Source organism: Peribacillus sp. GL_122 (assembly GCF_057835005.1).
This window is the reverse complement of the sequence record NZ_CM174415.1, coordinates 3,927,670-3,952,546: the sequence shown is the minus strand read 5'-3', so window position 1 is coordinate 3,952,546 and position 24,877 is coordinate 3,927,670. Positions and strand designations below refer to the sequence as shown.

General features: G+C 41.4%; 30 protein-coding genes. 23 read left to right on the top strand and 7 right to left on the bottom strand.

Annotation, left to right across the window (positions count from 1 at the left end; all coding sequences use genetic code 11):
• The first annotated feature begins 40 nt into the window (after positions 1 to 40).
• From AC3ISB_RS19150 to AC3ISB_RS19140, 3 genes are all read left to right on the top strand, one after another.
• Entirely contained in the window at positions 41 to 307 is a 267-nt protein-coding gene (locus tag AC3ISB_RS19150) for a YrhC family protein (protein WP_144526658.1), read from the top strand.
• A gap of 484 nt (positions 308 to 791) precedes the next feature.
• Positions 792 to 932, top strand: a complete 141-nt coding sequence (locus AC3ISB_RS19145; protein ID WP_076365157.1) for a YrzI family small protein — start codon at positions 792 to 794, stop codon at positions 930 to 932.
• A 92-nt stretch (positions 933 to 1,024) separates the two neighbouring features.
• The gene (locus AC3ISB_RS19140) at positions 1,025 to 1,150 is read left to right on the top strand and encodes a hypothetical protein (protein WP_286176875.1); all 126 of its coding nucleotides are present in this window, start codon (positions 1,025 to 1,027) and stop codon (positions 1,148 to 1,150) included.
• A gap of 177 nt (positions 1,151 to 1,327) precedes the next feature.
• Here AC3ISB_RS19140 and AC3ISB_RS19135 read toward each other — a convergent pair whose 3' ends face one another.
• Positions 1,328 to 1,474, bottom strand: coding sequence for a hypothetical protein (locus AC3ISB_RS19135; protein ID WP_489273834.1), 147 nt, complete (start codon positions 1,472 to 1,474; stop codon positions 1,328 to 1,330).
• A 203-nt stretch (positions 1,475 to 1,677) separates the two neighbouring features.
• On the opposite strand from AC3ISB_RS19135, the gene sigK reads away from it, so the two are divergent.
• A complete protein-coding gene (gene sigK / locus AC3ISB_RS19130) occupies positions 1,678 to 2,400 on the top strand; it encodes an RNA polymerase sporulation sigma factor SigK (protein WP_034308596.1) in 723 nt (240 codons plus the stop codon).
• Positions 2,401 to 2,595: 195 nt separating this feature from the next.
• Here the strand turns inward: sigK and AC3ISB_RS19125 are convergent, their stop codons facing one another.
• Positions 2,596 to 2,898 (bottom strand): hypothetical protein, encoded by a 303-nt coding sequence (locus AC3ISB_RS19125; protein ID WP_141994182.1) that lies wholly within the window; start codon positions 2,896 to 2,898, stop codon positions 2,596 to 2,598.
• 162 nt (positions 2,899 to 3,060) lie between these two features.
• Between AC3ISB_RS19125 and AC3ISB_RS19120 the strand changes: the two genes are divergently transcribed.
• Positions 3,061 to 4,851, top strand: a complete 1,791-nt coding sequence (locus AC3ISB_RS19120) for a M3 family oligoendopeptidase (RefSeq protein ID WP_489273833.1) — start codon at positions 3,061 to 3,063, stop codon at positions 4,849 to 4,851.
• A gap of 60 nt (positions 4,852 to 4,911) precedes the next feature.
• Here the strand turns inward: AC3ISB_RS19120 and pssA are convergent, their stop codons facing one another.
• Positions 4,912 to 5,451, bottom strand: coding sequence for a CDP-diacylglycerol--serine O-phosphatidyltransferase (gene pssA / locus AC3ISB_RS19115; RefSeq protein WP_098369745.1), 540 nt, complete (start codon positions 5,449 to 5,451; stop codon positions 4,912 to 4,914).
• Between the two features lie 136 nt (positions 5,452 to 5,587).
• Here pssA and AC3ISB_RS19110 point away from each other — a divergent pair, with 136 nt between their 5' ends.
• The gene (locus AC3ISB_RS19110; RefSeq protein ID WP_489273832.1) at positions 5,588 to 6,373 is read left to right on the top strand and encodes a phosphatidylserine decarboxylase; all 786 of its coding nucleotides are present in this window, start codon (positions 5,588 to 5,590) and stop codon (positions 6,371 to 6,373) included.
• Positions 6,374 to 6,425: 52 nt separating this feature from the next.
• Here AC3ISB_RS19110 and AC3ISB_RS19105 read toward each other — a convergent pair whose 3' ends face one another.
• On the bottom strand, positions 6,426 to 6,566 hold the full coding sequence (locus AC3ISB_RS19105; RefSeq protein WP_034311351.1) for a sporulation histidine kinase inhibitor Sda: 141 nt from the start codon (positions 6,564 to 6,566) through the stop codon (positions 6,426 to 6,428).
• 465 nt (positions 6,567 to 7,031) lie between these two features.
• Between AC3ISB_RS19105 and AC3ISB_RS19100 the strand changes: the two genes are divergently transcribed.
• Genes AC3ISB_RS19100 through AC3ISB_RS19065 form a run of 8 tightly spaced genes read left to right on the top strand, consistent with a single transcriptional unit; the run spans position 7,032 to position 12,045 of the window.
• Positions 7,032 to 7,553, top strand: a complete 522-nt coding sequence (locus tag AC3ISB_RS19100; RefSeq protein ID WP_076365171.1) for a YqeG family HAD IIIA-type phosphatase — start codon at positions 7,032 to 7,034, stop codon at positions 7,551 to 7,553.
• Positions 7,550 to 8,659 carry a ribosome biogenesis GTPase YqeH gene (yqeH, locus tag AC3ISB_RS19095; RefSeq protein WP_483296127.1) on the top strand — a complete coding sequence of 370 codons (1,110 nt, stop codon included), beginning with the start codon at positions 7,550 to 7,552 and terminating at the stop codon, positions 8,657 to 8,659. Before AC3ISB_RS19100 ends, yqeH begins: the two co-directional genes overlap by 4 nt.
• 20 nt (positions 8,660 to 8,679) lie before the next feature.
• A complete protein-coding gene (gene aroE, locus AC3ISB_RS19090; protein ID WP_141994186.1) occupies positions 8,680 to 9,522 on the top strand; it encodes a shikimate dehydrogenase in 843 nt (280 codons plus the stop codon).
• Positions 9,516 to 9,806 (top strand): ribosome assembly RNA-binding protein YhbY, encoded by a 291-nt coding sequence (yhbY, locus tag AC3ISB_RS19085; protein WP_098369748.1) that lies wholly within the window; start codon positions 9,516 to 9,518, stop codon positions 9,804 to 9,806. Before aroE ends, yhbY begins: the two co-directional genes overlap by 7 nt.
• 11 nt (positions 9,807 to 9,817) lie before the next feature.
• Positions 9,818 to 10,387, top strand: coding sequence for a nicotinate-nucleotide adenylyltransferase (locus AC3ISB_RS19080; RefSeq protein ID WP_098369749.1), 570 nt, complete (start codon positions 9,818 to 9,820; stop codon positions 10,385 to 10,387).
• Positions 10,377 to 10,949 (top strand): bis(5'-nucleosyl)-tetraphosphatase (symmetrical) YqeK, encoded by a 573-nt coding sequence (gene yqeK, locus AC3ISB_RS19075; RefSeq protein WP_098369750.1) that lies wholly within the window; start codon positions 10,377 to 10,379, stop codon positions 10,947 to 10,949. Before AC3ISB_RS19080 ends, yqeK begins: the two co-directional genes overlap by 11 nt.
• Positions 10,949 to 11,305: a ribosome silencing factor gene (gene rsfS, locus AC3ISB_RS19070; protein ID WP_098369751.1), complete on the top strand. Its 357-nt coding sequence runs from the start codon at positions 10,949 to 10,951 to the stop codon at positions 11,303 to 11,305. Before yqeK ends, rsfS begins: the two co-directional genes overlap by 1 nt.
• The gene (locus AC3ISB_RS19065; protein WP_489273831.1) at positions 11,302 to 12,045 is read left to right on the top strand and encodes a class I SAM-dependent DNA methyltransferase; all 744 of its coding nucleotides are present in this window, start codon (positions 11,302 to 11,304) and stop codon (positions 12,043 to 12,045) included. The genes rsfS and AC3ISB_RS19065 overlap by 4 nt, the downstream gene beginning before the upstream one ends.
• A gap of 106 nt (positions 12,046 to 12,151) precedes the next feature.
• Here AC3ISB_RS19065 and comER read toward each other — a convergent pair whose 3' ends face one another.
• Positions 12,152 to 12,982 carry a late competence protein ComER gene (gene comER, locus AC3ISB_RS19060; RefSeq protein ID WP_489273830.1) on the bottom strand — a complete coding sequence of 277 codons (831 nt, stop codon included), beginning with the start codon at positions 12,980 to 12,982 and terminating at the stop codon, positions 12,152 to 12,154.
• 110 nt (positions 12,983 to 13,092) lie between these two features.
• Here comER and AC3ISB_RS19055 point away from each other — a divergent pair, with 110 nt between their 5' ends.
• The 3 genes from AC3ISB_RS19055 (at position 13,093) to AC3ISB_RS19045 (ending at position 16,698) form a co-directional block, all read left to right on the top strand.
• Positions 13,093 to 13,728, top strand: coding sequence for a helix-hairpin-helix domain-containing protein (locus AC3ISB_RS19055; RefSeq protein ID WP_480338627.1), 636 nt, complete (start codon positions 13,093 to 13,095; stop codon positions 13,726 to 13,728).
• 84 nt (positions 13,729 to 13,812) lie between these two features.
• Positions 13,813 to 14,373 (top strand): ComE operon protein 2, encoded by a 561-nt coding sequence (locus AC3ISB_RS19050; protein ID WP_098369754.1) that lies wholly within the window; start codon positions 13,813 to 13,815, stop codon positions 14,371 to 14,373.
• A gap of 18 nt (positions 14,374 to 14,391) precedes the next feature.
• Entirely contained in the window at positions 14,392 to 16,698 is a 2,307-nt protein-coding gene (locus AC3ISB_RS19045; protein ID WP_489273829.1) for a DNA internalization-related competence protein ComEC/Rec2, read from the top strand.
• 76 nt (positions 16,699 to 16,774) lie between these two features.
• Here the strand turns inward: AC3ISB_RS19045 and AC3ISB_RS19040 are convergent, their stop codons facing one another.
• Positions 16,775 to 16,909, bottom strand: a complete 135-nt coding sequence (locus tag AC3ISB_RS19040; RefSeq protein ID WP_034308559.1) for a YqzM family protein — start codon at positions 16,907 to 16,909, stop codon at positions 16,775 to 16,777.
• Between the two features lie 343 nt (positions 16,910 to 17,252).
• Here AC3ISB_RS19040 and holA point away from each other — a divergent pair, with 343 nt between their 5' ends.
• Complete coding sequence (gene holA, locus AC3ISB_RS19035) at positions 17,253 to 18,266, top strand: DNA polymerase III subunit delta (RefSeq protein WP_098369756.1); 1,014 nt, start codon at positions 17,253 to 17,255, stop codon at positions 18,264 to 18,266.
• Between the two features lie 51 nt (positions 18,267 to 18,317).
• Here holA and rpsT read toward each other — a convergent pair whose 3' ends face one another.
• A complete protein-coding gene (gene rpsT / locus AC3ISB_RS19030) occupies positions 18,318 to 18,584 on the bottom strand; it encodes a 30S ribosomal protein S20 (protein ID WP_034308554.1) in 267 nt (88 codons plus the stop codon).
• Between the two features lie 275 nt (positions 18,585 to 18,859).
• On the opposite strand from rpsT, the gene gpr reads away from it, so the two are divergent.
• The 5 genes from gpr to hemW all read left to right on the top strand — a co-directional run bounded on the left by gpr (position 18,860) and on the right by hemW (position 24,862).
• On the top strand, positions 18,860 to 19,978 hold the full coding sequence (gene gpr / locus AC3ISB_RS19025; RefSeq protein ID WP_098369757.1) for a GPR endopeptidase: 1,119 nt from the start codon (positions 18,860 to 18,862) through the stop codon (positions 19,976 to 19,978).
• 86 nt (positions 19,979 to 20,064) lie between these two features.
• Entirely contained in the window at positions 20,065 to 21,264 is a 1,200-nt protein-coding gene (gene spoIIP / locus AC3ISB_RS19020) for a stage II sporulation protein P (protein WP_141994191.1), read from the top strand.
• 21 nt (positions 21,265 to 21,285) lie between these two features.
• On the top strand, positions 21,286 to 21,609 hold the full coding sequence (locus tag AC3ISB_RS19015; RefSeq protein WP_098369759.1) for a YqxA family protein: 324 nt from the start codon (positions 21,286 to 21,288) through the stop codon (positions 21,607 to 21,609).
• Positions 21,610 to 21,785: 176 nt separating this feature from the next.
• On the top strand, positions 21,786 to 23,621 hold the full coding sequence (gene lepA, locus AC3ISB_RS19010) for a translation elongation factor 4 (RefSeq protein ID WP_098369760.1): 1,836 nt from the start codon (positions 21,786 to 21,788) through the stop codon (positions 23,619 to 23,621).
• Between the two features lie 89 nt (positions 23,622 to 23,710).
• Positions 23,711 to 24,862, top strand: a complete 1,152-nt coding sequence (gene hemW, locus AC3ISB_RS19005) for a radical SAM family heme chaperone HemW (protein ID WP_489273828.1) — start codon at positions 23,711 to 23,713, stop codon at positions 24,860 to 24,862.
• Positions 24,863 to 24,877: the final 15 nt, after the last annotated feature.

The following is a 24,877-nucleotide window of genomic DNA, read 5'->3' as shown; positions in this document are numbered from 1 at the left end:
GATATCGATATCTTATTAGCTTGAAAGAAGGTGGAATGGCATGAAAAACCGCAAAAAACAAACGGTTGCATTGCTGCGTTCGAAAATGGTCGATTTTAAATATTTTGCGATCACTTTGTTATGTGTGGGTTCGTTCTTCTATTTAGGAACCATCCTTCCCTCTGGCGACAAAGCGATGATTGACACATATGTCTATATAGGAGCGACAATAATGTTCCTGGGCATGTCCATAGTATTTTTCTCATTATCCAAAAAATACAAAAAGATCCTGGCCGAAATGGATGACCAAGACTCTTTACAACAATAGAAGCAAACCTGATTCTTTAATGGAATCAGGTTTTTTTGTTTTTCTAACGTTGTTGCCCAATAGGGGCAAATTTATCATACTACTTGCCACTTTAGGTAATAATAGCCCTTGAAAATGGGGAAAAAGATGGAAATTTCAAAAAAATAGGCAAAAACCGTTTACAAAAATCGAATTTATGGATATACTTACCAGGTAATAAAAAATATTCCAAAGGAGGTCGAAGAAAATGACATTGTATCTATATGGAGTCGTCACTATTAGCCGGTCCGTTTCAATTGACAATCACATAACATTCGACCTGTGCCAAGCGGAATATTTCTAAAGCAATTTGGCTTTATTAATCATTCAGACATAGCGGCCGCAGGGAGAAGTGTTTTATCCTGCGGCCTTTTTATATTTTCTAAAAAATCCCGCAGGAGGACGTAACTTTCTGCGGCCTTTTTATGCTTTTTTGTTGGGCCGCTCCCTTAAAGGAGGTGATATTATGACACTGAATATGCTTTTTTTCACAATCACGATTAAAATGAAAAAAATGACTGCCGAGGAATGTTTGCAACAGGAGAGAATCCACAAGATTCGAGAAGAACATCTAGATAAAGCGTTGAAGCATCGTCCTTTTTTCTAAAAAATATACGAGGTTGGTATCCCGTTCATAAAAAAATTAAGAAAGGTGGAGGTTAATATGTTGAACTGGTTATACGTAAAAGGAGAGAAGCGTTGCTATTGGCAGGAGAAGGATACCGGCTAACGGATCTGCCGGTGAACCCAAGCATTGTCATGGTCTGTATATATATGTACAGCGGAAAAGGCCATTGGAAACATGATAAAGTGAAGGTATGGTGATTAATGGTTATGACGCTGCTTAACTCGGAACTGCAACGTTGGTAATGAATATGTAAATGGAAAACTCGGCACTCGGGCCGAGTTTTTTTCTTTGCCTGAATCAGCAGCACGAACCTGATCCTCCAAAACCAAATCCACATCCGGGCAACCAGCAAAACCCGAAAATGAGCAATAAAATCAGGAGGACAATAAACAGGCCATAACCATAGCCGTAACCGTAACCGTAACCGTAACCGTAACCGTAACCGTAACCGTAACCGTAACCGGACCCTGCATAACAAGGCGCAGGAGCCGGATAACCATAGCTGCATCCGTATGGTCCATAGTTATATCCCATCGCAAAAACCCCCTTTCCCTAAAAAATTCCCTATCATTATATGAACATTTGCCTTCGTTCGTTTGGGAATTCATCCAGGCTGGTTTGAACATTTAACACTTTCGTGATTTCTTTTAGTGGGACAGGCACGAACAAGCCCACTGTTGCATAGGTATGAATAGGGAAGCCAAAGAAACGGGGGATGAAGCCAATGCCCGGAATACTTACAGTTGTCGGCTATATTATCAAAGAATTTTACTTATTCGTTTCCTATGTGAAAAACAATGCTTTTCCCCAGCCCTTGTCATCTCAGGATGAAAAGAAATATCTGAAGCTTATGAGTGAGGGGGACGGTGATGCCCGTAACATCCTGATCGAGCATAATCTCAGGCTTGTTGCCCATATCGTCAAGAAATTCGAGAATACGGGCGAAGATACAGAGGATTTGATTTCGATTGGGACAATTGGTTTGATAAAGGCCATTGAGAGTTATTCGGATGGGAAGGGTACGAAGCTAGCCACATATGCGGCGCGATGCATTGAGAATGAGATCTTGATGCATTTACGGGCGACAAAGAAAACGAAGAAAGATATTTCCCTGCATGATCCGATCGGTCAAGATAAAGAAGGAAATGAAATCAGTTTAATCGATGTACTGAAATCGGAATCGGAAGATGTCATCGATACGATTCAGCTCAATATGGAAATTGAAAAAGTGAAAAAGTATATTGATATTTTGGATGAACGCGAAAAGGAAGTCATTGTAGGCAGGTTCGGACTGGATTTGAAAAAGGAAAAAACCCAAAGGGAAATCGCTAAAGAGCTTGGCATTTCCCGCAGTTATGTATCAAGGATTGAAAAACGTGCCTTAATGAAGATGTTCCACGAATTTTACAGAGCAGAAAAAGAGAAGGAAAAGAAAGCCAAAGGATAGGAATGGTAAAAGGCAAAGAGAGTGCGGGGAAATTTCCCCGCACTCTTTTTTTTAATATTTATTTCTGATCATATCTGCAAATGCGTGATAAATCTCGATTCCCTGAAAAAGGAACAGACGTGAAGCGGTTAAAGAAAATACCCCTACCATAATTAATCGAAACCACATATGAATCACTCCTCCATTTTATTATTTTTATAAAATGTCAGAGCGTAAGGCTACGTAATTCGCCTGGAAAAAAACAGGACCGAGATATCGTCGGCGAAGATTTGAGTGAAAATAAAGAAAACTTAAAATGGAAAATTCGAAAAAGAGAATAATGATAAGAGACTGCCAGGAACTAAAGGTAGGCACGAAAGGCTGTTTCTTATCTGCCTTATCCCAATGGTGAACATCGGTATGTTCCTCAATGGTTAGCTGCTGTGCATGATGATGGAACTGTATGGGCAGTGTCCAAAGGAGCAGGATGATGGCAGACATGTGAATAAAGAATTTCATATGAATCAACCACCCCTTTCCAAAGAATATATTCATCATAACATGCTTTTAATCTGGGATATAGAAAAATGTTCTAAAAAAATACTGAAAATTCATTTTAATTAGAAAAATATTGAATTTACCTCTATAATGGGATTAATGATAAAAAGGGGGCAATTTAGTATGGGATATTCTTTGATGTGGGATTTGGATATCTTTTTTAAAGGAGGAAGCTCTTCTAAGGAGTTCCTGATTTTTTTAGATGAAATTAACGACGAGGTAAAAGAATTAGACCGACTTGTAAGCAATATCAATCCAGCAGGAAATGATGAGAGCAGTTTAATCAAGGCATTTGATCTTTTTAAAAATACAAATATGAAATCCACGCAGGCACGTGCATTCATTGGATGCCTGGAAGCGCAAAATGCACAGGATAAAAAAGCTGGTCAGCTGCGGATCAAACAAATGAAGATAGTCGCTTCACTTAAAATGGTGTTAAGCAAGCTAGATGAAAAGTTGATACAGCTTGATGATGCTTTTTTTAAAAAAATCCTCGAAAAAGAACCATTGAATGAATTGAAATTCGTATTGAATGAACGTCGGGAAAAGGCAAAGGAAAAGCTTTCCGTGAAGGAAGAATCATTAATCACCCAATTGGCTATGGACGGTTTTGAAGGTTGGAGCCAAATGTATGATACGATCGTCGGTTCAATGACCATCCCTTATAAGGGTGAAAAGCTTTCTGTAGGCCAAGCGGCAAATAAATTTTCTGATCCTGATGAAAGGAACCGGAAAGAATTATTTACGGCGTGGGAACAGGCTTGGGAGGAAAAAAGTGACCTATTTGCCCGGACTTTGAACCACTTGGCTGGATTCCGTCTCAGTGTGAATGAAAAAAGGGGCTGGGATGATATTTTGAAAGAGCCTCTTGAAATAGGGAGGATGAAAAAAGAAACCCTCGAAAGCATGTGGAATGTAATTGCCGATCATAAGGAGCCGCTTGTGAGGTTTTTAGAAAGGAAAGCGGAGTTACTGGAATTGGATAAATTAAGTTGGGCGGATTTGGATGCGCCGCTCGCTGTTACAGCAGAGTCCAAAGTAATGGATTATCAAGAAGGTGCAGACTTCATCATACAGCAATTCTCTAAGTTCGGCTCTCAATTAGCAAACTTCACCCAAAAAGCTTTTGAAGACAGCTGGATTGAAGCGGAGGACAGACCAGGTAAGAGACCAGGCGGTTTTTGCACCGGCTTTCCATTAAATAAGCAGTCAAGAATTTTCATGACGTATTCGGGCACCCCATCCAATGTATCGACATTGGCCCATGAATTGGGACATGCATTCCATTCATATGCGATGAGGGATATCCATCCATTGAATCGGTCATATGCCATGAATGTGGCTGAAACCGCCTCTACTTTTGCTGAAATGGTCGTAGCGGATGCAGCTGTGAAGGAAGCGGCCAGTGAGGAAGAAAAGCTGGTGCTTTTAGAAGATAAAATTCAGCGTTCCGTGGCATTATTGATGAATATCCATGCCCGTTACTTATTCGAAACAAGGTTTTATGATGAGAGGAAACAAGGGTATGTCAGTGCCGAACGGTTGAATGAATTGATGGTCGATGCACAAAAAGAAGCTTATGGCGATGCTTTAAGTGATTATAATCCAACGTTCTGGGCCTCAAAGCTCCATTTTTATATTACAGGTGTACCATTTTATAATTTTCCGTACACATTCGGATACTTATTCTCATTAGGCATATACGCGAATGCCCTGAAAGAACCAGCAGGATTCGAAGAAAAATATATCGCTCTATTAAAGGATACCGGTTCCATGAAGGTCGAGGATTTGGCGGAGAAACATTTAGGCGTCGATTTGAAGACACGGGATTTTTGGGAAGAAGCCGTCAATGCCTGTATGGAGGATGTAGAAGAATTCTTGCGTTTGACCGCCCCCCTTGTCCGAAAAGCTTAATTCTGATGGAATATGAACGAAAAAAGCGGATGTCCGGTATAGGACATCCGCCTTTCTTATTTAAACTTTCTTCAGTTTAAATGGACTGACCATAAGTAATGATAATATAATCATGAGGGATAAGAAAAAGACCGGATGGAAATACGGGATGGCTAGATAACTTAAAGTAGCGATGCAGCCCGCAACCGTAATTGGCACTCCAGTAAAATATCCATTGCTTTCGCTTATATTGAAGCGGGCGAGACGAAATGCGCCACAGCCAATATAGAAAACCGTGAATAGTGTGCCAGGTGCTCCGAATTCTATTAATATTCCTTGGTATAATAATAGAGCTGGTGCGACGCCAAAGGATATGATGTCACACATCGAATCAAGTTGCTTACCCAATTCCGATTCAATGTTGAATTTCCGAGCAACCATACCGTCAAAGCGATCTGCAAGGGCAGCCAGGAAAATTAATAGCAGGCTTAAATTCAATTGGCCGTGCATTACGGCAATTATCGCAAATCCACCAAGGGATAAATTAATTAAAGTAAGTATATTTGCTGTTTGTGCTTTCAATTTTTTAATGGTTTGATCTAGGGCGTGTAATAAAAACATCTTTTCACTCCTTTCAAATGAAACAAATTAAAACAAAATATAGTAAACATAAGTATTTATTATATAATAATATTTTATTTAACACAATTTATGCAAGGGATTTTTAGAATAATTTTACAATTTGGAGTGGTTTTATTTGTTTCAGTCTTTGTATCGCGTTCTTATTGAACTGACGAATGGTCAGTATTCATCAGGTTTATTAAAGCATTTTAGCCAATCTCGTTGGAGCAGGCCCTTAATTTTACTTTATGTAAAAACATTCAACCTTAATCAAAAAGAATTTGGTAAGGAGGTAAAAGCTTATACTAACCTGCACGAGCTATTTACCAGGCAGTTAAAGGCGGATGCCAGGCCAATTACGGCAGTTCCTTCTGCGGTAGCTTGTCCTGTGGACGGTGTTCTTGAGGATTCAGGGGAGATACGCGCTGATAAAAATATCGTCGTTAAGGGAAAGGTATATTCAATGGAGGAAATGCTGGGGGATGAGCTTTGTTTGGAAAAGTACTTAGGGGGAAAATATCTCGTGTTATACTTAAGCCCGAGTCATTACCATAGGATCCATGCACCAATCAAGGGTTCCGTGGTCAAACGTTGGACCCTTGGAAGGAAATCGTACCCCGTTAATAAATGGGGGATGAAATATGGAAAAGAGCCTTTATCAAAAAATTACCGGACAATAACTGAACTTCAAAATGAAGCGGGAAGTCTGGCAATGGTGAAAGTCGGGGCCATGTTCATAAATTCGATCGTCATTACTGATGAATCGGATGAATTGGAAAAAGGACAGGAATTTTCTTATTTCAGCTTTGGGTCCACAGTGGTTCTTCTTTTTGAAAAAGGAAGTTTTGAACTTGAAGGAAACATATCCATTCCCGCAGATGTCCGTGTGGGTGAAACAATTGGATTCATGAGAGCCGTCTAACTTCAAATGAAAATAAGAGGCTGACATTTGATGTCAGCCTATGTATTTCATATTAAAATATTGATCGGATTTTATGTGTTAGGGATCTTCGATGAATTTCCGTTTCTATGAGGCGGATGAAATCGGTACTCAACTTTAAATTCTGTGCTTTAAAATAGGATTCAAGCAACAGGTCATCAGATAGTTTTTGCATCAGAACGCCATTTGCGGCTGCTCACCTCCAATTGGGATTGCGAGTAATAATTTGGTGTTTACTTGCATATATTGATAAGTCTTCCTTGATGTACCCCTACTGTATCAGAAATAAACTTTGAGAACAATCGTTCTGTTATCCACAGTTGAAAGTGGATAACTTGTGGTTAAGTTGTTTACAAGGTGAGCGAAATGGTGCACATCAGTATGGAAAATGTTAGTAAAGTTATCCACAGATTGAATAAATGAAATTTTTGTCGAAATCTTTTATGAATAATTAGTTCTTTTGTTCTGGTCAGCCTGCAAATTTCCCATTATTTAATGAAAAATGCCTTTCCATATCAGAAAACATACATTATGATGTTTCTTTACCGTCAGCCCTTCTTTCCTAATTTTTTTTGAAAGTGTGCTGAAAATTCGATATGATGGAGACGGTAAATTTTAACGAAAATATAGAGGTGTCAATATGCTTAAATTATTTTTGCCGAGTGAACATGTTAAAAGCATTTTTAATATAGATCCTCAAGAATTGAAAAAAAGAGGCATTAAGGGAGTCATCACCGATTTGGATAATACTCTCGTTGAATGGGACAGACCAACTGCCACCCCCGATTTAATCAAATGGTTCGACAATATGCGGGATCATGGGATTTTAGTGACGATTGTGTCCAATAATAATGAAAACCGGGTTCGGGCTTTTTCCGATCCGCTTCACATTCCGTTTATCTTCCAGGCCAGAAAACCGATGGCAAGAGCTTTCCATAAAGCCCGTAAGGCAATGGGATTGAAATTGGAAGAAACGGTGGTAATCGGCGATCAGTTATTGACGGATGTATTGGGAGGGAACAGAGGCGGGTTTCATACGATCTTAGTGCTCCCTGTAGCACAAACCGACGAATTCAGAACAAGGATCAATCGTTATTTTGAAAGAAAGATCATGGCGTTTTTTAAACGAAAAGGAATGATAGAATGGGAGGATCACAATTGAACAATCATCAAGAATTAGTGTGCATCGGCTGCGGTGTGAAGGTCCAGACTGAAGATCCGAAGGAATTGGGCTTTGCCCCTAAATCAGCTCTGGAAAAGGAGACCATCGTTTGTCAGCGCTGCTTTAAATTGAAACATTATAACGAAGTTCAGGATGTTTCCTTAACAGACGATGACTTCTTGAAAATCTTGAATAAAGTAGGCGAAACCGACTCTTTAATCGTCAAAATCGTCGATATTTTTGATTTCAATGGAAGCTGGCTGCCTGGCCTGCATCGATTTGTAGGAAGAAATGATGTTCTTCTGATCGGAAATAAGGTTGATTTATTGCCTAAATCCGTAAAACCGAACAAGTTGATCAATTGGATGAAGCAATCGTCCAAGGAATTGGGTCTTAACCCGGTTGATGTCCTGCTTGTCAGTGCGGAAAAGGGAAAGCATATACTTGAAGCGGCTGATGCGATTGAGCGGTATCGCAAAGGTAAAGATGTCTATGTGGTGGGATGTACGAATGTAGGGAAATCGACTTTCATCAACCGTCTTATAAAAGAGGTGAGCGGAGAAAGTGATATCATCACGACTTCCCACTTCCCAGGGACTACCTTGGATATGATCGAAATTCCTTTGGATGATGAACAGGCATTGATCGATACACCTGGAATCATTAATCATCATCAAATGGCTCACTATGTGGACAAACGGGACTTCAAGGTGATTATGCCGAAAAAGGAAATCAAGCCGAGAGTGTACCAACTGAATGAAGCGCAGACACTATTTTTCGGAGGGCTGGCCCGGTTGGACTATGTCTCAGGCGGAAGGCGTTCATTGACTTGCTACCTTTCGAATGAATTGAATATTCACCGTACGAAACTGGAAAAAGCCGATGAATTGTATAAAAACCATGCCGGGGAATTACTGACGCCACCACGGCCTGAACAAATCGAGGAGTTTCCGAAGCTGATTCCACATGAATTCTCCTTGAAAGATGGTAAAATGGATATTGTGTTTTCTGGTCTTGGCTGGGTGACGGTCAATGAGCCAGGAGCGAAAATCGTTGCACATGTTCCAAAGGGCGTCAATGTGATCGTTCGCAAATCATTAATCTAAATATAGGGGTCGTCTAGTCTATGAAAAAGATATATGGGGTAATGGGAGATCCAATTGCACATTCTATGTCACCGGACATTCATAATGATGCATTTGAAAAAGAAAATATAGAAGCGGTTTATCATCATTTTCATGTGACGAAAGAAGGTTTGAACGATGCCGTGAAAGGCATGAAAGCCCTTGGTATAGAAGGGTTTAACATCACGATTCCTCATAAGACTTCAATCATCCCTTTCCTTGATGAAGTGGATGAACTGGCCCTTGCAATCGGGGCTGTAAATACGGTTGTTAACAAAAATGGTCGGTTTATAGGGTATAATACAGACGGAAAAGGATTTTTTAAATCTTTATGCGATGAAATATCAGGTGACATCAAGGCTAAAAAAACGTTAGTGATCGGAGCGGGCGGTGCTGCGCGTGCGATTTATTTTACCCTCGTAAAAGAAGGGGTAAAGCAAGTTGATATTGCAAACCGGACAAAGGAAAGAGCGGCCCAGCTTGTTTCTGATTGCCCATATGATAAAGTATCGAAGGCATTCTCGATTATCGAAGCGGAAGAAAGCTTATCACAATATGATTTAATCATCCAAACGACCTCTTCTGGAATGAGCCCGGAATTGGATCATTCACCGTTAAAGGTCGACCAGCTTAAAACCGGTGCAATTGTCAGTGATATCATCTATAACCCTTTGCAAACCAAACTGCTGCGTGAAGCGGGGGAAAAAGGGGCGATAACGCAAAATGGTTTGGGGATGTTCATCAACCAGGCCGCGCTCGCATTTGAGATATGGACAGGCATTATGCCGGATACAGCAAGAATGACAGATATTGTCTTGAACAAACTAGGAGGTAACACATGTTAACAGGAAAACAGAAAAGATTTTTACGATCAAAGGCCCATCACCTCAATCCAATTTTTCAAGTTGGTAAAGGCGGCGTCAATGATAATCTCATCAAGCAAATTGGTGAGGCGCTTGAAGTACGTGAATTAATCAAGGTCAGCATCCTGCAAAACTGTGAAGAGGACCGCAATGATGTGGGACTTTCTTTATCAAAAGGTGCACGGGCGGAATTGGTTCAGATTATCGGCAACACAATTGTGCTGTATAAAGAATCAAAAGAAAACAAACAACTTAAATTACCTTAAGGAACCTATCTATGAAAAAAATTGGAATTCTTGGCGGTACATTCAATCCTCCGCATATCGGGCATTTAATTATAGCGAATGAAGTGCTGGATGCCCTTGAGCTAGATGAAATCAGGTTCATGCCAAATCACGTTCCTCCACATAAGGAAAAATCGGAGGAAGTAACCGATATGGACAGGCTGGCCATGTTGGAAAACGCGATAGCCGGAAACCCATCTTTTTATATTGAGGGTATTGAAATTGAAAGAAAAGGCACATCTTATACGTATGACACAATAAAATTGCTGAAAGAACTTGAGCCAACCAATGAGTTCTATTTCATAATTGGCGCAGATATGATTGAGTACTTACCAAATTGGCACCGTATCGACGAGCTGGTGCATATGGTCAATTTTGTCGGGGTGAAGCGCCCTGGATATAACGAAAAGACCGTATACCCAATCACGATGGTGAAAGTCCCCCAGATGTTCATTTCGTCTTCCATGATACGAAGGAAGTTAAGGACGGGGAAAACCGTGAAATATTTAATAGCAGATCCAGTGGTGAAGTATATTAAAGGGAATGGTTTATATGAATCGTGAGAAAGCATTGGCGCTGGTCAAAGAACAAATAACCGAGCGCAGGTACATTCATACCTTGGGTGTGGTCGAGTCTGCGATTGAACTTGCTGAACGGTATGGTGCCGACGTCAAAAAAGCCGAACTGGCTGCCATTTTCCATGATTATGCAAAATTTCGTCCAAAAGAGGAAATGGAGCAAATAATAATCGCTGAAAAAATGGACCCGGCGTTACTTGAATACAATATGGAGCTGTGGCACGCTCCTGTCGGGGCTTATCTGGTGAAAAAGGAAGCTGGCATTCAGGACGCTGAAATCTTGGATGCGATTGCCTATCACACGTCTGGCAGGGTTGGCATGAGCCTATTGGATAAAGTCGTATACCTTGCTGACTATATTGAGCCTGGACGTTCTTTTCCCGGTGTCGACGAAGTCAGGCAGACGGCAAAGCAAAATTTGGATCATGCTGTCATTCAGGCTTTAAGGAATACAGTTGTTTTTTTAATGAAAAGAAATCAGGCAATTTACCCTGACACATTTAAGACATATAATGATTTGATTATGAATTTGAAGGAGAAGATGTAATGACTGAACGTGAACTTCTTGTAATTGCAGCAAAAGCGGCGGACGATAAAAGAGCGGAGGATATCGTGGCATTGAACATGCAAGGTATTTCTCTTGTAGCGGATTACTTTTTGATCTGCCACGGTAATTCTGAAAAACAAGTACAAGCAATAGCTCGTGAAATGAAGAGCAAAGCTGATGAATCAGGAATCAATGTAAAACGTCTTGAAGGTTTTGACGAGGCGAAATGGGTGCTTGTTGATCTTGGCGATGTAGTGGCCCACATTTTCCATAAAGATGAAAGAAATTACTATAACCTCGAACGTTTATGGGGAGATGCACCTTTTGAAAATCTAGAGAGTGAACTGACTTCATGACGTACGAACGCTTTGCCTATGTATACGATGAACTGATGAAGGACGCACCTTATGAAAAATGGTTGATGATCCTTACGGCGAAGCTGGAACAGTACGGAATTGGCGGTAGGAAAGTCCTGGATTTAGCGTGTGGAACCGGGGAAATGACCGTTGAATTGGCGCAACACGGATTCGAAGTCACCGGTATGGATTTATCTGATGAAATGCTTCTTGTTGCTAATGAAAAAGCGGTTAAGCTTGGATTATCGATTCCGCTTTTCCAGCAGAATATGGCAGAACTCGAAGGACTTGGCCAATTTGATTGTGTCACGATTTTTTGTGATTCGCTGAACTACCTTCGCGATGAGGAAGATATAGTCAAGACGTTCAGCCGGGTTCATGAGCATTTGAAGGAAGGCGGATTATTTTTGTTTGATGTCCATTCCATTTATAAAATGGAAGAAATCTTTCGTGATAATACGTTTGCTGTCAATGGAGAAGAAGTATCCTATATATGGGACTGCTTCCCAGGTGTTGAACCTTACAGTGTGGAACATGATTTAAGTTTTTTCGTAAGGGACGATGAAAGCGGCCTGTATGACCGATTTGATGAGTTGCATTACCAACGGACCTATCCGGTTGAACAATATAAAAAGTGGTTGGAGCAAGCAGGTTTTACGGTTTCTGAAATTCTGGCGGATCTTGAAGACGCACCGCTTGCAGCGGAAACCGAAAGAATCTTATTTGTAGCCAGTAAATGATAAAGAGGTCAAGAGCCCCCGTTCGTACATCATTCTGTACGAGCGGAGATCTGACCTCTTCTTTTTTTATACTTTTAGAAGGAGTTAACGATATTGATTACGAATATTAATAAGGATGGCCGAACTGCTTTTCAACTTCGTGAAGATCCTCTGCAAACTTTTCATGTGTCGCTTGAAAAAGATGATGGAACATTTCCCCGGTTTCAGCTTCTAAAACCTTGATCCCCTCACCTGTTATTCCACCCTTTACACAAACCTTTTCCTGTAAGGTCGGCAATGTATAAACCCCTTTACCAAGCAGTTCCCCTAAGCCAACCAGCATATTCTCAGTCAAAGTCGTAGCCGTTTCTTTATCTATCTTCGTCGTTTGGCAAGCCGCGTCAATAAAAGCTTGTGCTAAATAGCTGAAAAAGGCAGGACCGCAGCTGACGATATCGGAAGATACCCGGGTGATATCATTTTCAATGATGACCGGTGCCGATATGGCGGAGGCCAAATCAAATAAAGCTGACACTTTCTCCTTACTGCAGCTCTTGCTGAAACTCAGTAACGATACCCCAGAACCCACACGGTTCGTTATGCTCGGGATAAAACGGGCACAAGGGGCATTCACGGCAGATTCAAGCTGGGAGACCGAAAGCGGGCTTGTGATGGAAATAACCAGCTGATCCCTTTTTATATGATGTTTGATGCCCTGTAATAGGCTGTTAATTTGCAATGGTTTTACACAGAGAAAGATAAAGTCCGCTTGTAGGACGATTTCGGCTGCGCTTTCCGCAACCTTGATACCAGGGTGTTTTTCTTTCAGCACCAATGCTTTGGAAAGCGTGCGATTTGTAATGATTAGATCCGCCGGATTCAATATTTTTGCCTCCAGCCATGCCTCGATTAAAATGGTACCCATATTTCCGGTTCCGATAACACCGATTTTCTTCAATTCCGATCAACTCCTCTCACTTAAAGCGATTGATTCTCCTAAAAACACTATGTATTTTTAATCTGTCCTATGACAATGTATCGTGCGAAATCCAACAGGGAGGTAAAGAAATGGAAGGGATTTTTAAAAGAAAATTGACGATTATAACCGTTGCCGTGGCATTTGTGGCAGCGGGCATTTACTTTTTTTTGCAACAAGTGGAGGATCCGGCTGATACGGAAGATATATTTTCCATTACTGCAAAAGAATCTGATCATAAACAAAGTGATGATGAAATGCCTGCCGAACCTGAGATCATTAAAGTGGACGTTAAAGGGGCGGTCAAGTCCCCAGGCATATTCACTGCACAAGCAGGTGACCGGGTGATCGATTTGATTTCGGCAGCGGGCAGTTTTACGGACAAGGCTGATAAGGATAAAGTGAATTTTGCCCAAATCGTCGAAGACCAAATGGTCATTTATGTTCCGGAAATAGGTGAAGAAGACGAGGGGAAGTTGGAGAATATACAGGTCGGGTCAACTGGTGATGTCGTTTCAGGGGGGACATCAGGAGGACTGGTGAACTTGAATAAAGCTACACAGGAAGATTTGGAAACCTTGACGGGAATTGGACCATCCAAAGCGAATGCGATCCTGGAATACAGAGAAACGGTAGGGAAATTCAAGGAGGTCGATGACTTGAAGAAGGTAACGGGAATCGGTGATAAAACGTTTGAAAGGTTACGGGATTCCATTTCAGTGAAATGAATGATTGAATATGCTACACAAATGGCCAGGAAGAAGGTAAAATTGAAGAAAATCATTCTAGTGGTAAGGGGATAGGGATAGAACATGAACAGAATTAGTTGGGATCAATATTTCATGGCGCAAAGCCATTTATTAGCTTTAAGAAGCACATGTACACGCCTCACTGTAGGGGCGACCATCGTCAGGGACAACCGAATCATTGCGGGGGGATATAATGGGTCCATTGCGGGAGGGACGCATTGTATTGATGACGGCTGTTATGTAATTGATAATCATTGTGTCAGAACGATACATGCAGAAATGAATGCACTTTTACAATGTGCGAAATTTGGGGTGCCTACTGATCGGGCAGAAATATATGTGACGCATTTTCCGTGTCTTCAGTGCTGTAAATCACTCATCCAAGCTGGCATAAAGGCTGTTTATTATGCAGAGGATTACAAAAATCATCCATATGCCCTGGAATTATTCAAACAGGCTGGTGTCAAGACCGAGAAGGTTGAAGCAAAAGGGGCCATCGATGTTAATGGAAAACAAAAAAAGGACTTTGTATTCTCATTGCTGGCTCAACTTGAACGATCAGACTTGGGAAAAGAAGATTTATTGGAGTTGGAGAAGCAGGCCAATCAAATATTTGAAAATTAAATAAGACGGGGGGCAGGCATGGCTAGACATCTTATTTTACTAGCTGTTTCGGCTACATTTGGTGTTACGGCCCATTCTTTTTTAAATATAAGGCTGCTGATCATTATCCTTATTTTTCTCTGTTTCCTCTATTTTTCGGTGGGGTTAAGCGTGAAGGCCCTTAGTTTTCATTTGGTGATCATGGGGATATTTATAGGGGCCGCCTCCTTCTCCGATCACCGAAACAAAACTGCCTATCATGGAACGGAAAGCCGATTTATCATCACTTTTACCGACCAACCGAATATAGATGGAAATTCATTAAAAGGATTCGTGCGCGGTGAGAAAGGTGACCGGCTAGTGCTTCGTTATAAAATCACAACCGAATTGGAACAGGAAAAGCTGAGTCGGTTTCTGCGAATCGGTTTATCATGTCCGGCAGAAGGGACATTGCAAATTCCCGACAAAAACAGGAATGAAAACAGTTTCGATTACCAACGTTATCTTTTCCGCCATGGCATCCATTGGATATTCAAAGCAGATTCCATTTCATTTGAAGAATGCAAAAAGGCTGGAAACTCGATTCCAGTTTTGATTCGTAATTGGCGCCTAAAGGGAATTACGTATATTAGGGAACACTTTCCGGAAGAATCGAGCGGTTTTGTCACAGCTCTCATATTCGGCGACCAGTCATATATAGATGAAGGCGACCTTACTAATTATCAGCGGTTGGGTCTGGTTCATTTACTGGCGATTTCCGGTCTCCATGTCAGTTTTTTAACGGGGATGTTATTTTACTTCGGCATCAGGGTTGGGATTACACGGGAAAGAATGATGGTGGCCATCTTAATCTTCCTTCCGGTTTACATGTTACTTTCAGGTGCCAGTCCATCTGTGGTGAGATCCTGTTTAATGGCTATGCTTTTCTTTCTGCTCCTGCTATTCAAGAAGCGAATCTCGGCGGGTGCCGCGATCGGATCGACCTATATGGCATTATTGTTTTTTCGGCCTAATATGATCTATGATATAGGTTTTCAGCTTTCATTCGCAGTCACTTTCTCCATTATCATGTCTTCAAGCATTTTCTTACAATATCCTAAGAAAACAACGCAGCTATTCATCATCAGTTCCATCTGCCAATTGGCAGCCCTTCCGATTTTGCTTTTTCACTTTTTTGAAGTATCCTTTCTTGGCGTGTTTCTTAACGTATTGTATGTTCCGCTTTATTCCATCATATTGCTGCCACTTTCACTGATTTCCCTCCTTATTCATTTATTACTGCCTCCCTTGGGGCAACCCCTCATATCATTATTGAATTTCACATTCGTACTCTGCAATAAAGCCGCTGATGCAGCATCGGATTTGCCGCTGGCTTCCATTCAGTTTGGAAAACCACCTTTCATCATGATGGCATTACTTGTTATTTCCCTCTTAGGGTTATACCTGACTTGGGATGTATCTTTTGAAAAAAGTAAAATCTGGTGCGGAATAATGATTGTCCTTTTGCTTTTTCAATATAATTTACAAAGATTCTCTCCTTTTGGTGAAGTGCAGATCATCGACGTTGGACAAGGTGACTCCATTTTAATCACCCTGCCGTTCAATCGCGGCAATTATTTGATCGATACGGGTGGGCAAATTACATTTCCAATCGACACGTGGGCAAAAAAGCGAAAGAAGTTCAACACCGCGGATGATATCATTATTCCATTATTGAAAAGTAAGGGGATCCACCAATTGGACAAACTCATTTTAACCCATCCGGATGCAGATCATATGGGAAGTGCAAAAGAATTGATTGAAAATTTTAAAGTTGGGGAGATCATCATTGGAGGCTGGAGTGAAGAGCAATATAGGGATATGGATTTTGTGTCCATGGCAAGAGATAAAAAAATGAAAATGACTGTCCTGAGAAGGGGGGACAATTGGGTGGCGGGCGGAGCGCCGTTTGCTGTGCTAAGTCCTTATGGGAAAGAAGAAAATAAGAATGATTCATCCATAGTTCTATTCACGGAGCTTGGGGGATTGTCATGGTTATTAACCGGTGATATGGGAGAAGAAGGGGAAAAGGAACTAATGAGCACATTTCCGCAGTTGCAGGCGGATATCTTGAAGGTTGGACACCATGGCAGTAAAACTTCTTCTTCCATTGCCTTCCTTGAACAGATACAGCCGAAAGCGGCGCTTATTTCAGTTGGAAAAGATAATGGCTACGGTCACCCTCATGGAGACGTAATTGGGAATCTTGAGACAAGTGGCATAAAGGTGTTCAGGACGGACGAGGATGGCTCTATTATTTACAAGTATTACAAAAGCAGTGGAACCTTTCGGAAGACATTCCCATAGTATGTAGAAAATCAAAAAGAAAGAGACTGCAGCGGCAGCCTCCAACAGGAAAAATAAGTGCATGTAGTTAAAGAAATCAGGATCCGACAGCTTTAATGACGACAGCTATGGTGAACATGGCAGCGAAAAATACAAAAGAACCGATGAATCCTATAGCGGAATCAGCGACGTCATCTGTTTTTGACTGAACATTCTTTTCGAATTCGTTCATTATTTACCCCTCCTATTTCTGCTAATAGTATAAAACATTACCAAAAAAAAATCTACAGGCTTCATTCCTTCATTTCCTTTACTGACAAGAGTTGACACAAATAGTTTGGGATTTTGAGGTCAAAATATAAGTACAAACAAAGCAAGCGAAAGAGAAAAGCTCATTTTTTGTTCTACATGAATACTCTACCCGCTTTCAAGGGAGATTACCCGGGCCTTTCTTGAAAGTGTTCATATAGATCCGGAACTAGCCCTTTTTAAGGGCTAGTTCCCATTATAGCTTGTCAAATGGTCCATCCACCTATACCATTAGAGAAGAATACATAGTAAAGAGGCGGATTCTATTGGTATTAGACGTTTGGAAAAGTATAAAAAAAGGGCAATTCTCGCCAGTATACTTGTTATATGGGACAGAAGCCTATCTAATTAATGAAACGAAGCAGCTATTGATCGAAAATGTCCTTCACGAAGATGAGATGGATTTTAACTTTGCTCAATTTGATTTAGAAGAGACGCCTGTTGAAACTGCGCTTGAAGATGTCGAAACACTCCCGTTTATCGGGGAAAGGCGCCTTGTTTTCATGCAAAACCCATTTTTTTTGACAGCTGAAAAAACGAAGTCAAGAGTTGAACATAATGTGAAAAGACTGGAAGCGTATTTGGCTGACCCGGTCCCTTATTCTATTGTCGTATTGACCGCTCCTTATGAGAAACTGGATGAACGGAAAAAAATCACCAAGGAACTGAAGCGTAAGGCGGTTCTCGTTGAAGCGAAGAAGCTTGGTGATCATGAGTTAAAGGGGTGGGTGAAGGAGAGGGTCGAAGCTTCTTCAGTCCAAATAGATGAGCAGGCAACAGAGCTTTTACTTGAACTTGCAGGAACGAATCTGATGATGCTGACGAATGAACTGGATAAAATGGTGCTTTATGCAGAAGCTGATAAACACATTACGGTCGAGATAGTGGAAAAGCTGGTCGCTAAATCCCTGGAACAGAATATCTTCACGCTTGTTGATCATGTGTTACAGCGAAAGATGGAGAGTGCCATGTCGATACTGCACGATCTTCTCAGGCAGAATGAAGAGCCCATCAAGATCTTGAGTGTCATTGCAGGTCAGGTCAGGCTCATGTATCAAGTGAAGGAGCTTTCCCGTCAGGGCTATAGCCAGCAAAAAATTGCGGGTCAACTGAAGGTGCACCCTTACCGGGTAAAGCTGGCACTTGAAAAGACGGGGAAATTCCAGGAACGCGAGCTGTTGAGCATCATGAACGACTTAGCGGAAGCGGATTATAAAATGAAGACCGGCCAAGCGGATAAGGCAATCACGCTTGAGCTGCTGCTTTTGAAAATTAGATGATAAAAAACGGCACAAAAAAAACGATCCGATTGGATCGTTTATTTTTTGTCATTATGCGTTAAGAGCGTTAAGTCTTTTCGCTAAACGAGATTTTTTACGGGCTGCCGCATTTTTATGGATTAATCCTTTAGATGCAGCTTTGTCTAATTTCACAGCAGCTGTTAAAAGAGCTTCTTTAGCAGCTTCAACGTTTTCACCAGCTAATGCAACTTCAGCGTTTTTCACTGTAGTACGCATAGTTGATCTAACAGTAATGTTATGAACGCGTTTTTTGTCGTTAATTTTCACACGTTTAATAGCAGATTTAATGTTTGGCATTCCGTTCACCTCCTACAAAGAAATCGAGATTATATGAACTCGACTTTTCAAATCCATATCAAATAGCACAAGTGATATTCTATCAGACTGCTCATAAATATGCAATACTTCAGATTGAGAATCGAAAAGGAATTATAATTTCGGGAATAAATTCATCTCGTCATTACTCATTGTACCAAAAAAATGAATAATAAAAAAGCAAAAATGACAGAATGTTTAAGAGAGACTATTGAAAATACTAGATTAGATACAATTCAAAACATCAGGAGGCCGTTATGGAAAATAAATTGGACCTTAGTGAATACGGAATTCGTACAGATTTGGCGATAGAGGCAAAGGAAATTGCCCTTGAACATAAAGGTGTTGTAGAGGAAGTTGATGTATCCCGTATCGAAGGGGTCATTATTAAGGAAAAAGAAGTGGATGATCTGAAGGTATCCTTGGTCGAGGTCACGGCTGAGGGTGAAAAAGAAATCGGTAAGAAACAGGGCAGTTATTTGACCATCGAAGTGCAGGGCATCCGCCAGCAGGATACGGAAACGCAGCAACGGGTGGAAAAGGTGTTCGCCAACGAACTGGCTTACTTCTTGAAACGGAATAAAATCACCAAAGAAAGCAGTTGTTTGGTTGTAGGTCTTGGTAATTGGAATGTTACTCCCGATGCTCTTGGACCAGCAGTCGTTGAGAACCTTGTAGTCACAAGACATTTGTTCGAATTGCAGCCGGAGTCCGTCAAGGAAGGCTATCGGCCGGTCAGTGCGATTTCCCCCGGGGTGATGGGGATTACGGGAATCGAGACGAGTGACATCATTAAAGGAGTCATCGAAAAAAGTAATCCTGATTTCCTGATCGTCGTTGACGCATTGGCTGCCCGTTCGATCGAACGGGTGAATTCCACGATTCAAATTACGGATACAGGCATCCATCCAGGGTCTGGTGTTGGAAATAAACGAAAAGAATTAAGCCAGGATACACTGGGAGTTCCTGTTATAGCAATTGGAATACCTACCGTCGTGGATGCCGTATCAATTGCCAGCGATACGATAGATTATATTTTGAAGCACTTTGGCAAGGAACTGAATGAAGGGGACAGACCATCACGATCGCTGGCACCCGCTGGATTCAGTTTTGGGAAACGCACGAAGTTGACCGAAGAGGATATGCCAGGTGAAAAGGAGCGCCAAACCTTCTTAGGAATGATAGGTGTCCTCCCTGATGAAGAGAAACGGAAATTGATTTATGAAGTACTGTCACCGCTTGGTCAAAATTTAATGGTTACACCGAAAGAAGTCGATGTTTTCATTGAGGATATGGCCAATTTAATAGCCAATGGTTTAAATGCAGCCTTGCATCATTCAATAAATCAGGATAATACCGGCTACTACACCCGTTAAATCATTTTCAGTGCCCAAAAATGGTGTTCTACCCTTTCTAGCAAAGTCATAGGTATTAATAGACAAGCTATAGAGAGGGTGGAAGGATGAAAAGAAGAAATTCCCCAGGAATCATTACAGCCGTTCACGGATCAACAATAATAAAAACTTTTCTAGGTATTCTCGCCTTGCTTCTTTTTGTTTTTTCAGTCAGTGGGGTCATGACCTCCCTAAGACCGGAGTATCGGATATCTTCTAATTCCGTACATACTGTAGCCAACCAATTCTCGGGAAAAATGCTGTTCTCGATGCTGGCCAATGAAAACCATTATCTTTTTAATGCCCTGCCGGAAGGTAAGCAGGAATCGGTGATCACGAATCAATTGATAAAAGTCTCGACAAACATTTCACTCGAGGACCCGCGAAGTTTACTTGGCAGGGAACTACCTGGCTTTTCAATTTTTGATAATGAGATCCTCGTTGCTGGGGAAGGAACGAATTATACGAATATGCCATATGAATCCTCGCCGCCGGTAGACGTCCTGAATGAAGAAAGGGATGCATCCCTGCAAAACCTGGATGAGATTGAAGAACCGGAAAAAGGAGCGGCCAATCAGCCGAAACAAACGACCAATGGACGGAAAGTGGTCGAGATTTACCATAGCCATAATCGGGAGTCATATCTTCCATATTTAAAAGGTGTGACAAATCCGGACTTGGCCTACCATTCTAAAATCAATATTACGAAACTCGGGGAACGGATGGTTGAAGATTTGGCTGATAAAGGGATTGGCTCCTCGCTCGATAAAACGGATATCATGGGAAATCTGAATAATAAAGGCTTGAATTTTGCCAAATCCTATCAAGAATCCCGAAGTTCTGTTCAGACGGCATTGGCCAATAATAAAGATTTAGAATATCTGATTGATATTCACCGCGATTCAAAGCGGAAAAAAGATACGACAATTACGATTAAAGGTAAAGAGTATGCCAAAATCGCCTTCGTAATCGGGGGTAATAACCCGAACTTTGAAAAAAATGCGGCGCTTGCCAATAAGCTTCATAAAGCATTGGAGAAAAAATACCCAGGTATTTCACGAGGGGTTATGAAACAAGGCGGATCTAGCCATAATGGTATATATAATCAAGATTTATCAGGCAATGCCATGCTTATTGAAGTTGGCGGTGTTGATAATACTTTTGAGGAAATGTACTTGACCGTTGATGCCTTTACCGATGTTTTCAGTGAATTTTACTGGGATGCCAAAGCAGTGGATAACCCGACCGGGGATTCGGAAGCGAGGTAATTTGAAAGGAGTTCTCTTATCATGGTTCGATTTTGGTTGAAATGTACAGGGATCGTGCTCGTATTATTTTTAGGTGTTCTGATTGGGATGCAGCAAGCGAACGACGGGATGAAAAAAATGAAGGGGTATGAAGATCCCTCTTTGAATAGTGCATTCATGATTAACCAATCGGACCAAGGGGAGATGGAAGCGGATATCCTTGGCGAAAAAGTAACAAGTCATGATTTGGAGACGAAAAAAGAAAAACTTGAAGAAATGAAAGCCTTCAACTTTTTTTCATCAATAGGCAAAACGCTGGGAGAGTCCATATCAGGGGCCTTTCAAGCACTAATTGATATGATTTAGGTATGTAATAAGTTGAGTGTGCCCTGCCAAAAGGCTGCATCCGAATCCGGAATGCAGCCTTTTTTTATCCTTTGCCCTGCAATGATGCTTCTTTTGTAACTATTCTGTTGAATCTTGCATTTTCTATTGATATAATAAAAAATAGTGTATTGTGTCGACTAGTGGGAGTGAACGTCATGAATAGAGAAGAAAAATTAAAAAGACAATCAAAAATTCGTAACTTTTCCATCATCGCTCATATTGATCATGGTAAATCTACATTGGCGGATCGTATCATTGAAAAAACGAACGCCATGACTCAGCGTGAAATGAAGAGTCAGCTGTTGGATTCCATGGATTTAGAGCGTGAGCGCGGAATTACGATTAAATTGAATGCGATTCAATTGAAATATAACGCGAAAGATGGAGAAGAATATATCTTCCATCTTATTGATACACCGGGACATGTCGATTTTACGTATGAAGTGTCACGAAGCCTTGCAGCGTGTGAAGGCGCTGTCCTTGTTGTCGATGCGGCACAAGGTATTGAGGCCCAAACGCTTGCAAATGTGTATTTAGCTTTGGACAACAACCTTGAAATCATTCCGGTCATCAATAAAATTGATTTGCCGAGTGCAGATCCGGAACGGGTGCGTGGAGAAATCGAGGAAGTGATCGGATTGGATGCTTCCGATGCAGTCTTGGCTTCGGCTAAAGCCGGAATCGGAATCGAGGAGATTTTGGAACAGGTCGTTGAATTGGTTCCAGCTCCACAAGGTGATCCGGATGCTCCTTTCAAGGCGCTTATTTTCGATTCACTGTTTGATGCGTACCGGGGTGTAGTTGCCTATATCCGTGTTGTCGAGGGTTCCGTCAAAGTGGGCGACAAAATCAAAATGATGTCCACAGGCAAGGAATTCGATGTTACCGAATTGGGTGTCTTCAACCCTAAGACACAGCTGTTGGATGAACTGAACGTCGGTGATGTAGGTTTCCTTACGGCATCCATTAAAAACGTTGGTGATACGACTGTTGGTGATACGATTACAAGTGCCGTGAACAGTGCGACAGAACCATTGCCGGGTTACAGGAAGATGAATCCGATGGTATATTGCGGTTTATACCCGATTGACGCATCGAAATTCAATGATTTACGGGATGCATTGGAGAAATTGGAATTGAACGATTCAGCGCTTCAGTTCGAAGCGGAATCATCGCAAGCATTGGGCTTCGGTTTCCGTTGCGGATTCCTTGGACTTCTTCATATGGAAATTATCCAGGAACGGATTGAACGTGAATTCAAAATCGATCTGATCACCACTGCACCTAGTGTTATTTATGATGTGGTCCAAACAGACGGAACGGTCCTGAAAGTGGATAACCCGTCTAATATGCCTGATGCTCAAAAAATCGAACGGGTCGAGGAGCCATATGTCAAAGCAACGATGATGGCACCGACTGAGTTTGTTGGGACGATCATGGAAATCTGTCAAAATAAACGCGGTAACTTCATTGATATGGAATATATCGATGAGACTCGTGTGAGCATTCATTACGAAATTCCATTATCGGAAATCGTGTATGATTTCTTCGATCAATTGAAATCCAATACAAGAGGCTATGCTTCATTCGATTATGAGTTGATCGGCTATAAACCGTCCAAGCTTGTGAAGATGGATATCTTATTGAATTCTGAAACAGTCGATGCTTTAAGTTTCATCGTTCATAAGGACTTTGCTTATGAACGCGGTAAAGTCATTGTTGAAAAATTGAAGAAATTGATTCCAAGACAACAATTTGAAGTGCCGATCCAAGCGGCAATCGGGCAAAAAATCATAGCCCGTTCTTCGATTAGTGCAATGCGCAAAAACGTATTGGCTAAATGTTACGGCGGCGATATTTCCCGTAAACGTAAGTTGCTCGAAAAACAGAAAGAAGGTAAAAAGCGGATGAAACAAGTAGGTTCAGTTGAAGTTCCGCAAGAAGCTTTCATGGCTGTTTTGAAAATGGATGATACGACACCCAAAAAATAAATAAAATAAACGATAGTTAGAAAAAAGAGGGTAGAGGAGATCTAGCCTCTTTTTCTATCGACTCATTCGATTAAAAGGTTGTGAACACAATGATCAAAAGCGCCTACCTCCATATACCATTTTGTGAACATATTTGTCATTATTGTGATTTCAATAAAGTATTTTTGCAGGGACAGCCGGTTGACGAATATTTACAGATGATGAAAAGGGAAATGGTGATGCAGCTTTCCAAATACCCGACTGCAGGTTTGGAGACGGTTTTCGTCGGTGGAGGGACACCGACCTCTCTAGATGAAAAGCAGCTTGCATTCTTATGTGAAGCAATCAATGAAACCCTGCCCTTTGATCCTAAAAAGGCTGAATATACATTCGAAGCCAATCCAGGGGATCTTTCGAGGGAAAAACTCGAGATACTTTATGATTCGGGGGTCAATAGACTTAGCTTTGGAGTGCAAAGCTTCAATGATGAATTATTAAAACGAATTGGCCGGACTCACCGGGCCTCTGAAGTATATGAAACGATTCATTTGGCCCAAGAGGTTGGCTTTACGAATATAAGCATCGACTTGATTTATGGATTGCCGGGCCAAACGATGGAAGATTTCAAGGATACGCTGGATAAAGCGATCGCCCTTCAATTGCCGCACTATTCCAGCTACTCGTTGATCGTTGAGCCGAAGACGGTTTTTTATAATCAGATGCGAAGGGGTAAATTAAACCTGCCGCCGCAGGAGATCGAGGCTTCGATGTATGAGAGGCTGATGGAAGAGATGGAGAAGCATAGTCTGCATCAATATGAAATCAGTAATTTTGCCCGGGCTGGGTTTGAAAGCAGGCACAACCTGACATATTGGGATAATGTGGAGTATTATGGGATTGGTGCAGGTGCACATGGCTATACTGGAGGTAAAAGGGTGGCCAATCATGGGCCTGTGAAGAAATATATCACGCCATTGCTGGCGAACGAGCTGCCTGTGTTGGAAGAACACCCGGTACCGCTTCATGAACGGATGGAAGAGGAGATGTTTTTGGGGCTCCGGAAAACGGAAGGAGTCTCATTGGAAATCTTTAAGAATAAATTTTTTGTTGAAATGACGGAGATTTTCAGGAAACCGCTCGAAGAAGGGTCGGTAAAGGGTCTGCTAAAGGTGGAAGGCGGGTTTGTGCGCTTGACTGAGAGGGGCAAACTGCTGGGAAATGAAGTGTTCCAATCATTTTTAGGCGTTATTGATTCCGACTGAAGGAAATCTATGTTA